Source organism: Halorubellus amylolyticus, assembly GCF_034808145.1.
In the GTDB taxonomy this organism is placed as follows: Archaea; Halobacteriota; Halobacteria; order Halobacteriales; family Natrialbaceae; genus Halorubellus.
On sequence record NZ_JAXHGM010000002.1, the window covers coordinates 521,519 to 534,912 of the forward strand.

A 13,394-nucleotide genomic window follows, 5' to 3' on the forward strand; every position below is an offset into this window, starting at 1 on the left:
CGACTCCGCTGGTGGACTGCCCTACAGCTCGGCGAGCACGTGCCGGAACGCGTCGCGGAACGCCCGCTTCCGCGAGGCCGCGTCGAACCTGACGCCGCGCTCGCGCGCCACGCTGGCGAAGCGCTCGCGGTCGGCGGTATCGCGCTCGAAGTAGTCGACGACGCCGGCCGCGAGCGCCTCGGGCGTCGGGTCGACGACGAGCGACGCGTCTATCTCGCGGGCCTCCGAGCGCGTGCCGGCGCCGGTCGTGACGAGCGCTGGGACGCCGGCGCGCATCGCTTCGAGCGTGCTCACGGGGAACGTGTCCATCCGCGACGGCTGCACGAACAACGAAGCGGGTTCGAACGCGTCCGCGAGGTCTTCGACGTACCCGCGCACCGTCACCCCGGGCGTGTCGCCATACGACTCGGGGTGCCCGCCGCCGACGACGTGCAACTCGGCGTCCGGAATCGCCTCTCGCACGTGCGGCCACGCGTCGACGAGCATGTCCACGCCCTTGTAGTGCCACGGGCGCGCGACCGTCACCGCGACGTTCGAGTCGAGGTCTGGATTGACTTGCCCGAGCGCGTCGTACGTCTCGGCTTGGACGAACGGGTGCGCTATCTCGATGGGCGTCCCCTGGCCGACGACGGAACGCGTGAACTCGGCGGCGAACTCGCTGACGGCGACGACGCCGTCGATACCGCGACGGCCGACGGCGCGCACGAGCGGCGTCCCGAACCGGCCGACGAGGGACTTCAGTAGCGAGTCGCCCTCGAAGTCGCCTTCGCCGAGCGCGTACAGGCCGTGGTCCGCGCAGAGGTATATCACCGTCCCGCCCCGCGTGAACCGGCGGACGAGCGCGGCGTACAGCGGCCGCGACCCCTCCACGAGGTAGACGTCGTAGTCCGGATACGTGAGGCCGTTCACGACGTCGGCGACGACGCTCCCTGAGAGCGAGCCGAGCGAGCGCGCGTGGTAGTCGACGAGGTCCGCGCCGACCGCCTCCGCGAACCCGCGATGCGCCGGGTGCGGGTCCTGATGGAGCATCGCCACGTCGACCGACTCCAGGTCCATATCACACCCGGCAACACGGGTATAGATAAATCCCCTGACCCATTGACGTGAAGCTTATAAGAGCACGCGACGACCGAGCAGTCAAATGCAGGACCCTCCGAACGTCGTCCTCCTTGTCTTCGATACACTCCGCGCTGACGCCGTCTCTCGAGGCGAGGACTCTTTCGGGGTCGACACGCCGGCGATGGACCGCGTTCGGTCGCGTGGGACCGCGTTCGAGAACGCGTTCGCGGTCGGCCCGTGGACGCCGCCGTCTCACGGCGCGCTCTTCTCGGGCCAGTATCCGAACGAGACGGGTTTCGAGGGCGCCTGGCCCACGATGCCAGAGCGTGTGCCACTGCTCGCGGAGTGGTTCAGCGACGCTGGCTACCACACCTACGGTATCCCCGGGCCGGCGAAGATGGGGTCGGCGACGGGCCTTCACCGGGGCTTCGACGATTACTACGAGGTCTACGAGGAGGTCGCTGAACGACCGTCGGTCCCGTACCTATGGCAACTTCTCACGGAGCCTCTCATCCGACGGGATTTCCGAAGGCTAGCGACGTCGGGGAACGACTACTACACGGAGATCAAGTTCGAGAAGCTCCGTTCCTGGCTCGGCGCACACGAGGACGGACAGCCCTTCTTCGCGATGGCGAACGTCACGACGGTGCACGCTCCCTACGACCCGCCGCGGCCGTACAAGCGCGAAGCGACCCCGGAACTGACGCGTCCGCGTCTCGGGCTGCTCGAAGAACTCGGCGACTCGGGGTCGACGTTCGCCGACCCGGACGTCGACGACGACCGCCTCTTCGATGCGGCTGCCGGCGGGAACTCGATGGACCTCGCGCTCCGATACAACGACGACCCCACGTGCGTTCCCGAACGCGAACTCGAGATCCTCCGAAAGTGGTACGCTGCGTCGCTCGAGTACCTCGACGACCGTCTCGACGCGTTCCTCGACTGGTTCGAAGCTGCCGGCTTGGACGAGAACACCATCCTCGTCGTCACCTCGGACCACGGCGAGTTCTTCGGCGAACACGACCTCCTCTATCACGGGAACTTCCTGTACGACGAACTGACCCACGTCCCACTCTTGTTCGCCGGGCCAGGGGTTCCGACGGGGGGGACGAGAAACGACCTGGCGTCGCACGTGGACGTGTTCGCCACCCTCTGTGATCTCTGCGGTATCGACCTCCCGAATACGGCCGGTCAGTCGCTCTTCGGCGACGTCGAGCGGGATGCGGTGTTCGCGGCCGAAGCGTGCTCGAACCTACAGGACGAAACCGCCGCGGGACAGGTCGATTCGGAGACGCTCCGTTCGTTCGAAGTCGGTCGAAAGTCCGTCCGGACGTCGACACATCGATTCGAACGTCGGTCCGACGGCACGGAACTCCTCTACGAACTCCCCGACGAGGACGTCGTCTCCGATCCGGACGAATCGATCGTCGACGACCTCCGCGAGCGCTTGACCGAGACGCTGGGCGCGGAGTTCGCTGACAGCGCTGCAGCGATGGACGCGGATTACAGCGATGGCGTGGAACGGAACCTCCGTGAACTCGGCTATCTGGAATGACGACCGCCAACCCGTTCAGTTAAAAAGCCTCCGGGCGAGTGGTGAACGTATGCAGACGCTGTTGGTGGGTCTCGACGCAGCGTGCCGGTCGGTCCTTGACCCCCTCAGGGCGGACGGAGACATCCCAAACCTCCAAGCGCTCCTCGAGGACGGTGCGTCGAGCGACCTCGAGAGTCAGGTGCCGCCGTGGACGGCGAGCGCGTGGCCGTCGCTGTACACGGGTTCGAACCCCGGGAAGCACGGTGTGTTCGACTTTCTGCGGTTCGAGGGATACGACTGGGACATCGTGAACGCGACGGACGTCCGCCAGCGGACGCTCTGGGAGTACGCGGACGAGGCGGGGTTGACGAGCGTCGTCGTGAACGCGCCCGTGACGAGTCCACCGCCTGCCATCGACGGTGCGGTGATCCCGGGCTATCTCGCCGCGGAGTCGCCGCCCTGTCACCCGGCGGGCGTCCTCGAGGACGTCCGCGAGGAACTCGGGGAGTACCGCGTGTACGCCGAACGCGAGACGGACGAGGACTCGACCGGGGAGCGGTTCGCGGACTACCTCGAGCTCTGCCGGATGCGCGGCGAGGCGTTCCGGTACCTCGCCGAGCGTTTCGACCCCGAGTTCGGGTTCGTACAGTTCCAGAAGACGGACGCCGTCTTCCACGACTACCCCGGCGACCGGGAGAAGGTCCGGGAGGTGTACCGTGCGGTCGACGAACAGGTCGGCGCCATCCTCGAGGAGTACGACCCCGACACGGTGGTGGTGGCGAGCGACCACGGGATGGGCGAGTACGACGGGTACGAGTTCCGCGCGAACCAGTTCCTCCGCGAGCACGACGTCGTCGAGGCGACGCGAGAGGGCGCTGGCGTGCCGTCGTGGTTCCAGATCAAGGACGAGGAGTTGACCAGCGAAGATGACGCGCCCGACGACCATCCCGTGCTCGAACGGCTCGCTGCGGGCGCTGCACGCGTCGGGCTCACCCACCAGCGCGGGAAGGCGGTGCTGGAGCGGTTCGGGCTCGCGGAGTTCGTCGGGAAGCACGTCCCGGTCGGTGCGGTGTTTGCCGCGTCGGAGGCGGTGGACTTCGTGGAGTCGACCGCGTACTTGCGGTCGCCGTCGGAGCTCGGCGTCCGCATCAACCTGGCGGGACGCGACCCCGATGGGAAGGTTCCCGAAAGCGAGTACGAGCGCGTTCGCGAGGACGTCATCGACCTCCTGGCGAGCGCGGAGACGCCGGACGGCGACTCCGTGTTCGACGAGGTCGTCCCGCGCGAGCACTACATCCACGGGCCGTACGCCGACGAGGCGGTGGACGTCCTCTGCCTGCCCGCCGACTTCGAGCACTCGCTGTCGGCGCTGCTCGGCGAGCGCTTCGACGACCCCGAGCCGTGGAACCACAAGCTCCAGGGTATCGTCGCCGTCAGCGGCGCTGGCGTCGACGCCGACGCGGACCTCGCCGGTGCGCATCTGTTCGACGTCGCGCCGACCGTGCTCGCGACGCTCGGCATCGCACCCGCCGAGGTCATGGACGGTACTGCGCTCGATCCTGTGGACGCACCTCAGCCGAAAGCCTACCCGGAGTACGAGGCGAGCGAGCACGCCACCACCGAGGACGCCGAGGTCGCCCAGCGACTCAGCGATCTCGGGTACCTGGAGTAGGACCGACAGCTTCCGCACGGACCGAGGAGACGATGCGAGGCCTCGAATCGACGGTCCCAGAGACCAAACCTCTTATAAGTATTCCACGCCTCGCGCCCCATATGATCGTCCTCGGTCTCGACGGAGCCACGTTCTCGCTGATCGAGCCGTGGATCGAGTCCGGTGACCTCCCGAACTTCGCGCGGCTCCGCGAGGAGTCCGTCTCCGGCAACCTGGAGAGCACGATTCCGGAGATAACGGTGCCGGCGTGGCCGTCGTTCGCGACCGGTCGCGACCCGACGACATTGGACATGTACGGGTTCTCGCAGTTCAACCGGGCGACCCGCGAGAACGACCTGAGTCACGACGAGTTCGTGCCCGGGAAGATGTGGGACGCGGTCGACGACCAGGGCGGGCGGTCGGTCGTGTTCAACATCCCCGGGTCGTACCCCTGGCAGGCGCTGGACGGCACCATCGTCGCCGCCGCGCCCGAGTTCAAGGAAGAGTACACGCATCCGCCCGAGCGCTGGGACGAGCTCGTCGACCTCGTCGACGGCTACAAGCTCCGGAACGACAAGAATCCAGGGACGAGGGCGTACGTCGAGCAGAGCCTGGACCTCGTCGACAAGCGCTTCGAGGCGTTCGAGCACTTCATCCAGGACGAAGAACCGGACCTCGCGGTCGGGCTCATCCGCGGGACCGACCGCGTCGCGCACCACTACTGGGGGGCGGAGAGCGTGCCGCCGGCGTCGACGGACAACGCGGTCTTCGAGGTGTACCAGCGCGTCGACGAGCGCCTCGGCGAGTTCCTGGACGCGCACGAGGACGAGGACGTCGTCGTGATGAGCGACCACGGGTTCGAGAAGGTCCGCGAGCAGTTCGCCCCGAACCGCGTCCTCGAACGCGCGGGCCTGGTGGCGCTCACCGACTCGGGCGATTCGACGCAGGCCGCGCTCGGGTCGCTCCGCGACGTCGCGAGCGAGGTCCTCGGGCGTCTCGGGCTGTTGACGTTCGCGCGGAAGGTCGTCCCGGCGAGCACGGTCGCGAACCTCCCGACCGGCGATGGCCTCGGGCTGGACAACGCCATCAGCATGGGCCGCATCGACTGGGCGGAGACCGACGTCGTCGTCGACCAGGGTCAGAAGACGGCGCTCGTGTACGCGCTCGCCGACGACCCCGACGCGGTCGCCGACGCCTGTGACCGCGCCCGAGACGCGCTCGCCGAGGCGGCCGCGGACGCGGGCATCGACGTCCGGTTCGCGGACCTCGGAGGCGGCGGCGACCACACTCCAGACCTCGCGATGGTGATCGAGACGCCAGAGGTCCACGTCACCTCGCGGTTCGACGTCGACGACGACCTCGTGGACGTCGACACGAGCGGGCACGCACGGAACGGCGTGTTCCTCGCTCGCGGCCCGTCGTTCCGGGACGGTGACGTCGGCGACGCGCACATCACCGACATCGCGCCGACGGTCCTGCACGCCCTCGGCTACCGGCTCCCGGAGACGATGACCGGTCGCGTCCTCGACGTCTTCGCGCCCGACAGCGACCCCGCCGGCCGCGACCCGGAGACGTACGCGTTCGTCGGCGACGACGCCGTCACCGAAGGCGGCGTCGAAGGCGGCGAGCAGGAGGACGAGGTCAAGGACCGATTGCGGGAACTGGGTTACCTCGAGTAATGAACATCGGTGCGGAGGTCTCGAAGCGCTTCGTCACGAACGTCTTCGGTACCCTCGCGGGATTCCTCGGGACGCTCTACTTCACGCGCGAACTCGGCTTCGACGGTATCGGGACGTACGCGATCTTCGTGAGCATCCAGATGATCGCCGCGAACCTCTCGAGCTTCGGGCTCTTCACAGTCCTCACGAAACGCGTCAGCGAAGGCACCGACCAGGCGAAGTACTTCACGACGGGCGCAATCGTGCTCGCCTCCGGTGTCTCGGCCGTCACCGTCCTCTCGATCGCACTCCGTGAGTTCATCAACGACGTCGTCGGTGTCGACGTCGCGCTCCTCGTTCCCCTCGGCGTCCTCTCCTGGGGGCTGTTCCGGCTCTCCGGCGCCTACATCGAAGGCCAACAGCGCGTCGCGCTCGCCGGTGCAATCGACAACGGACGGTACGCTATCATCGTCCCGATTCAGGCGGCACTCGTCCTCGAGGGCTACGGCATCCCCGGACTCGTCTGGGGGCTCATCGCCGGCCAGTTCCTGACGTTCGGAGTTTCGTACTTCGGATATGCTCGAGTCGTTCCCGCCTTCCCGTCCGCGAGCATCGCTCGGGATTTCCTCGACTACTCCAAGTACGCGTACGTCAAGAACGTCTCCAGTCAGCTGTTCAAGCAAGCTGACTACATAATCATCGGGCTGTTTGCCGGGCAGGGACCGACCGGCGTCTACAAGAACGTCTTCACGCTCACCGAAGCCGCGATGCTGTTCTCCTCGGCGCTCTCGAGGGTGATGTTCCCGCAGTTCTCCGCGCTCTCCGAAGCTGGAGACGATGCCGAGATAAGTCGGTTGTTCGCTGCGCTGTTCACCTATATCGGGCTGTTCGCCATCCCGCTGATTGGCGGCGGTGCGGTCATCGGAAACGACGTGCTCCTCACGCTCTACGGTGAGAACCCCGGAGAGACCATGCTTCCGATAATCGGAATGGTCGGGCTCGCGAACGTGCTCGTCCCGATACTCGCTGTCGCGAACCTCCTCAACGGCTACCGGGACGGCCTCGAGAAGTACTTCCTCGGCACCGGTAATCCGCGCGTGTACGCCGCCAGCGGCCTCCTCCTCATCGTCGTGTACGCGCTCACTGCCGTCCCGTTGACCGTCGCGTACGACGCGTGGGGTGTCGCCATAGCAACCGTCCTCGCGTTCGGAGCGAGTGTCACTACGATGCTCTGGTTCCTCGACGAGCCCGTCCCGCTGTCCGTGCTCGCAGACGTGGGGAAGGAGATCGTCGCGATGCTCGCGATGACCGTCGTCGTGTTCCTCCTCGTCACCCGCCTCGGCGGCGCCCACGGCGTCTTCAGGCTCGCGTTCGTGCTCGCGATCGGCGCGACCACGTACTTCGGCCTTCTCCTCGCGCTCAGCGAGCGCGTCCGCGTCGACGCTCTCGCCGTCGCCCGCGACCTCCTCGCTGACGTACGATGAACGAGTATGTCGCTCCGCGGACTCACCGTAAGGCAACCATCGACCGAGTTGCCACCCGGCGCGCACGTCCATCGGCGCCCGTCGAACGCACCTGTCACCGCGGAGGAAACCACCTGAAACGCAAGCAAGCGACGTGATGTATCCGGTGCCACGCCCGCCTCCTGGCAATAACCTTTTCATAAGGCTTATGCGCGTTTCCCGGCGATGCACGGTCAATGAGTAGCGAAACCGAGACCAGCCAGGACCTGCTCGAGGGGCAGTCCGTGGTGGACCTGTTCAAGGAGTACTACCACGTCCCCGTGCTCGCCGCCCTCGTCGGGTTCATGCTGTGGCTGCGTATCCTCCCGGCTGACAACTTCATCACGCCGGATGGCGTCTACTTCAGCGGGAACGACGCCTGGTATCACCTCCGGGAAACGACGTACGCCGTCAAGAACTGGCCGTCCACGATACCGTTCGACCCGTGGACGCAGTTCCCCTACGGCGTTTCGAACTCGCAGTTCGGGACGCTCTACGACCAGTTCGTCGCCACGGCCGCGCTCGTCGTCGGACTCGGCGACCCGAGCCAGCGCGAGATTGCGACGACGCTCCTGTACGCGCCCGCCGTCATCGGCGCCGCCGTCGCCATCCCGACGTACTTCATCGCGCGTCGCCTGACGGGTCGGTTCGGCGCGCTGTTCGGCGTCGCCGTCCTCGCCCTCATCCCGGGGACGTTCCTCGCGCGGACCACCGCCGGGTTCGCGGACCACCACGCCGCGGAGGTCCTCTTCCACTCGATCAGCGTCCTCGCGTTCATGGCCGCACTCCACGTCGGCGAGACGGAGAAACCGATCTACGAGCTCGTCGTCGACCGCGACTGGGACGCGCTCCGCAAGCCGACGCTGTACAGCGTCGGCGCGGGCGTCGCCATCTCGCTGTACGTCTGGGTGTGGCCGCCCGCCATCGTCCTCGTCGGTATCATCGGGACGTTCTTCCTGCTCGCGCTCGGCGCGAAGTACGCGACCGGGAGCAGCCCCGACCACATCGGGTACGTCGGCGTCGTCTCGATGGCGACCGTCGCGGTCTTCTCGCTCGTCCGCCTCGACGAGTTCGGGTTCTCCGCGAGCGCCATCTCGCTCCTGCACGTCCTCCTGACGTTCGCGGTTGCAGCCGGCTGTGCGGTCCTCGTCTGGCTCGCACGTCGATGGGAGAGCAGCGGGTTCTCACGGACGCTGTTCCCGTTCTCGGCGCTCTCGATCGCGCTCGTCGGCGTCGTCGTCTTCACCTTCATCCTCCCCGAGGCGTGGGGGAGCGTCCAGAACAACCTGGCTCGAGTCCTCACGCTCGGACAGAGTGACACCGTCCTCACCATCGGTGAGGCGCAGGCGCTCGTCCAGATGGGGCCGAACTACCTCCAGCGGCTGAACCGCACGCTCGTGCTCCTGTACGGTCTCACGTACATCACGGGCATCGCGGGGCTGCTCGCGCTCACGTACCGCGCGGTCACCGAACGACTGCGCGCCGAGTACGTGTTCGTCGGTATCTGGACGGTGTTCGTGTTCATGATGACGCTCACCCAGCAGCGTTTCAACTACTATCTCGTGCTGCCGGTCGCCGTCCTGAACGCGTACTTCGTCGGTGAACTCCTCAAGGTCGTGAACGTCGACGCGTCGTTCGACCTCGAGGATCTCCAGTTCTACCACGTCTCGGTCGTGCTCGCCGCGCTCGTCCTCGTCATCGCACCGCTCGCACCCGTCGCGGGCATCGCGATGACGAGCACGAACGTGCACGCGCAGGTCACGGGTGGCGCGCAGGGCCAGGGTCCCGGACCTGGAGCGGTCACGTCCTGGGACTCGACGACGGACTGGATGCAGAACGGGACGCCCGAGATCGAGAACATGGAGAAGTACGGGACCTACGAGCAGACCGATGACTTCGAGTACCCCGAGGGCGCGTACGGCGTCATGTCCTGGTGGGACTACGGGCACTGGATAACGGTCCGCGGTGACCGCATCCCGCACGCGAACCCGTTCCAGGCCGGGGCGCGGACCGCGTCGCAGTACTTCCTCTACGAGAACGAGACGAAGGCGAACGTCCTCCTCGAGGCGCTGCCGTCGCTGAGTCCGCGCGAGGGAGACATCGACAACTACACGACGTCGGATTACCGCGAGATGATCGCGGACCAGACCGACCAGCAGCGCGCGGAGAACACGCGCTACGTCACCATCGACCACCAGATGGCGACGCGGAAGTTCGGCGCGATTGCGACGTGGAGCGGTCCGCCGGCGGGCGAGTACTTCTCGCAGTCGGACCAGAACGCGTCGGTGGGCGGCCAGAACATCACGGTGCCGTACCGGACGTTCAGTGACCGGTACCAGGAGACGATGCTCTCGAAGCTGTACTGGGACGACGCGGACGGCCTCGAGCACTATCGGCTCGTGCACTCCTCCCAAGAGCGCAAGCTCCTCGTGACGTTCAGTCGCCTGAACCCCCAGACTGGACAGGTTACGCGCCAGTCGTTCCTGCAGTCCATCGGGGACCTGGGCGGGAACCGCTCGATCCAGACGTACTTCCTGCTCCAGCAGCGCCAGGACTTCGCGGTGCACGACGTCCGGCAGGCGACGTCGGTGAAGACGTTCGAGCGCGTCGATGGCGCGCAGCTCACGGGGTCGGCGTCGCCGGGCGCGAACGTCTCGGTCTCGTTGACGTTGAACAACACGCAGACGGGGACGAACTTCACGTACGAGCAGACGGCCCAGGCCGGTGAGGACGGCGAGTTCGCGGTGACGGTTCCGTACGCGACGAACGATGGGGTGTCGCCGAGCGAAGGCGGGACCGATTCCGCCATCGAGGCTGACGGCGTGTACACGCTGAACGTCGAGGACGGTGGTATCACGACGGTGTCGGTGCCGGAGTCGGCGGTGCTCGACGGCGAGTCCATCGCGGTTGACGTGTCGAGCGGGTCGAACGCGTCGACGGCGACGACCGGCGACGACTCGGACGACGACGAGTCGAGTGCGGTCCGCACCGGCGCGCTCCCCGGTTCGTGGTCGGTCGACGCCGCGGTTCGAGCGGCCTGAGTTCGCGAGTTCCGTTCCGTCGAGTCCGTTCGCTCTTCGGAGCCGTCGTTGGTTCTTTCGTTGTCTCGTTATTCGTCGTCTGGTCGGTGCTTCGTTCGTGCTGTCCGTTCGACTCCGGTATCGGTGAGTGAGTCGTTCGCCGGGGTCGGACCAGGGTTCGTGCTCGGTGCCGATGGTGTCGAAGTCGGGCGATTGAATCGGTGGATTGGCCGTCCGGCGTCGGCGAACGTATCAGTAGTATAACTATCTCTTCTTGGTGGGAAGCCGTTCGTACGTGGTCGGTAAGATGTCCGGTATCGTGAGCGAATTGGACTGAGGACGCCTAAAAGTATAGGTGATAAGTAATAGTAACGGCAGTATGAGGAGAGTAATTATCAGAAAACAATGAATACTTTCATGTCGGTCCCTGCGATATGCATTAGCACGATGTCCCTAATGGAGACAGCACGACGGTGGGCACAGAACAACCCGCAGTTCGCGACGACGCTGGCGACGATGGTGGTCGTCGCCGGCCTCGGCGCGATGGGTGGCGGGCTCGCGGACCTCGGCGGTAGCTTCGAACCGACGGGCGGCACGACCGTCACGTCCGGACCCTGAACTGGGCACGAACGATTCCGAAGGTCAGTCCGTGAACCGACGACGCGACCCCGCACGCTGATTGGTGCGAGCGGTGTGAGTCAGTCGATGTCGGCCTGACCGAACTGATTATTCAGGCGCCACTGGTCGTTCACGATGACCGGATAGGTCATCCACGCGAGGAACTCACGGAGTTCGTCGAACGGCACCGGGTAGGTGTCCGTCTGCGCCGGGACGATGTACGCGTCAGTCACCGACTCCAGGGTCACGTTCGCCTGTGACCCCAGCGGGTTGTAGTTCGTCGGGTAGACGTCGAAGCTGACGTCCCGTTCGAACCGTCCCTCGCCGGTGACCTCGCAGACGAAGGGACTCCCGCCCGTGCTCTGCACCATGTCGACCGAGCCGTCCCCGACGACGAGGTACTGCTGGCCGATGGTCGAGGTCTCCGAGACGATGTCGATCGCGGACCGCAACGGGAACCCGAGGTTCAGGAGATGCGCGAACATCTTCCCGATCTCGATCGCGTAATCGTTCACGACGTCTCCGAGCGTTCCAACGCCGCCGAACGCGCCACGTTCGACGAGCGCCATCGCCTGCGCCTGGGACTGGCACGCGTTCAGGAGGAACGTCTGCACGTTCACGGTCTCGAGCTCCCGGACGTCGAGCTTCCCGTCGATGCACCGGAGCCCGTCGCGTTCGGCGTGCCCGATGTAATGCAGGAAGTCGACGGGCTCGGAGACGAGGAACTCCGCGAGTTCGTCCGTCGGCAGTCCGAACCTCGTCGTGACGTCGTACGGAAGCTCCTCGCGGTCGCCGTAGGCCGTCTCGAGACTGGTCTGCTCCGCGATCATCTGCGGGTCGTTACAGATGACGGCGATCTCGATGGAGTCCCCGCGGTCGTCGCGGTCGAGCTGGTTCTCGAACGCTGCCATCGTCGGCATCGACGCGCCCTGTGGGATGTGCTCGCCGAACCACGCGTGCTCCAGTGACTCCCCGGTATGGTCGGGTTCGACGAACGTCATCGACTCCCGGACGCTCCCCGTCGGGTCGCTCTCGTCGCCCCCGCCGGTCGTCGTCTCCTGGGTCGACACCGTCCCGGTCGCGTTCCGGACGACGCCCATGTCGCCGACGACGAACGGGAGGAACGTGATCGCGTCCGGGTCCGCGGGGACGTGCGCGGTCAGCGGCCATCGCGGGAGCTCGGGTTCGACGACCTCGTAGGGGACCTGCGCGTACCGACGCAGGCGTTCGCCGACCGAGCACTCGTACGTGTCGGCGAGGTCGAACGGTAACGCCGACTCCAGTTGCTTGCGTTCGTGGAGGTCGGCCGGGAACAGGCCCTCGGTTCGGACGACGCAGTCCAGGAGGAACTGCTGTTTGAGCGTCCTCGCGACGGTGTCCTCGAACGCTTGGCCGGTGCCGAGTTCGAGCGCGAACCCGTCGTCGGTGACGACGCGCGCGCCGTCGCCGAAGGTCACGTCGGCGGCGAGGTAGTACGAGAGCGGGGCGACGGTGAGGAGGTGCCGGACGGACTCGGGGACCACTATCGTGACGTCGGAGGACGTCGGTTCGATACCCGACGGGGCCTCGAAGCTGTCGCCGAGTTCGACCAGCGGCGGGTGGCCGCGTAGCGTCGGGAACGACCGCTCTGGCGACGTCGTCTTCAGCGAGGACGAGAGCAGGGAGATGGCGTCCGCGAGCCCGCGTTCGTCCGGTGTCGTGACGATGGTGCCGGCGGGGCGTTCGTGGAGCGTTCGCGCGCCGACGACGACCCGGGACTCGCGCGGGAACGATATCTCGAAGTTATCGATACCCTGGCTTATCGTGAACGGTGCCTGGATCCGGCAGTACACCTTGATCGACGAGTGGATACCGACCTCGTAGGTCCCGCCGTCGTCGCGGTCGATCGTGGACTGGGACTGGAGGTCCGCGACGACGTTCCCGTCCTCGTCGTGCACGTGGACGTCCTCCCGTTGCTCGAACCTGAGGACGCTCGTCTCGACCTGGACGGCAGCGTCGACGGGGAATCGGAACGCGGCCGCGTCCGCGGTCCGTGGCGTGACGTCCGTGGCGGTGTGGAGGCGGAGATGCCGCTGTTCGACCGGGTCGATTATCTCGAGGCCCGGCGGGTCGGCTGTCGGTCGGAACGCTATCTCCATGCTCCACCCACCGCGTATCGCGTCAACCTTTCGCGGCCGCGTGGATAAAACGCTCGGGGGGTGTCAGTGTACTGTCCACTGTCAACCGGTGGTCTCGACGGGTTGACGGCCGACCGGGCGGGGCGTTCGCGGACCAACCGGGGTGGCCGAGGGGTGTCCGCGGACCGACGGCTGGTGGTCGTGGGATGTCCGCTGACCGGCCGCTGGTGGCCGGCGA

The 13,394-nt window shown here is 66.5% G+C and carries 8 protein-coding genes; 6 read left to right on the forward strand and 2 right to left on the reverse strand.

Annotation, left to right across the window (positions count from 1 at the left end; all coding sequences use genetic code 11):
* Positions 1-21: 21 nt before the first annotated feature.
* Entirely contained in the window at positions 22-1,056 is a 1,035-nt protein-coding gene (locus SM754_RS08405) for a glycosyltransferase family 4 protein (RefSeq protein ID WP_323675773.1), read from the reverse strand.
* An 85-nt stretch (positions 1,057-1,141) separates the two neighbouring features.
* On the opposite strand from SM754_RS08405, the gene SM754_RS08410 reads away from it, so the two are divergent.
* The 6 genes from SM754_RS08410 (at position 1,142) to SM754_RS08435 (ending at position 11,039) form a co-directional block, all read left to right on the forward strand.
* On the forward strand, positions 1,142-2,611 hold the full coding sequence (locus SM754_RS08410; protein WP_323675774.1) for a sulfatase: 1,470 nt from the start codon (positions 1,142-1,144) through the stop codon (positions 2,609-2,611).
* Between the two features lie 49 nt (positions 2,612-2,660).
* The gene (locus SM754_RS08415; protein ID WP_323675775.1) at positions 2,661-4,262 is read left to right on the forward strand and encodes an alkaline phosphatase family protein; all 1,602 of its coding nucleotides are present in this window, start codon (positions 2,661-2,663) and stop codon (positions 4,260-4,262) included.
* A 101-nt stretch (positions 4,263-4,363) separates the two neighbouring features.
* Positions 4,364-5,920: an alkaline phosphatase family protein gene (locus SM754_RS08420; protein WP_323675776.1), complete on the forward strand. Its 1,557-nt coding sequence runs from the start codon at positions 4,364-4,366 to the stop codon at positions 5,918-5,920.
* Positions 5,920-7,383 carry an oligosaccharide flippase family protein gene (locus SM754_RS08425; protein ID WP_323675777.1) on the forward strand — a complete coding sequence of 488 codons (1,464 nt, stop codon included), beginning with the start codon at positions 5,920-5,922 and terminating at the stop codon, positions 7,381-7,383. Before SM754_RS08420 ends, SM754_RS08425 begins: the two co-directional genes overlap by 1 nt.
* 215 nt (positions 7,384-7,598) lie before the next feature.
* On the forward strand, positions 7,599-10,442 hold the full coding sequence (locus SM754_RS08430) for an oligosaccharyl transferase, archaeosortase A system-associated (RefSeq protein ID WP_323675778.1): 2,844 nt from the start codon (positions 7,599-7,601) through the stop codon (positions 10,440-10,442).
* A gap of 435 nt (positions 10,443-10,877) precedes the next feature.
* Complete coding sequence (locus SM754_RS08435; protein ID WP_323675779.1) at positions 10,878-11,039, forward strand: hypothetical protein; 162 nt, start codon at positions 10,878-10,880, stop codon at positions 11,037-11,039.
* A gap of 80 nt (positions 11,040-11,119) precedes the next feature.
* Here SM754_RS08435 and SM754_RS08440 read toward each other — a convergent pair whose 3' ends face one another.
* Positions 11,120-13,177: a hypothetical protein gene (locus SM754_RS08440; protein WP_323675780.1), complete on the reverse strand. Its 2,058-nt coding sequence runs from the start codon at positions 13,175-13,177 to the stop codon at positions 11,120-11,122.
* Positions 13,178-13,394: the final 217 nt, after the last annotated feature.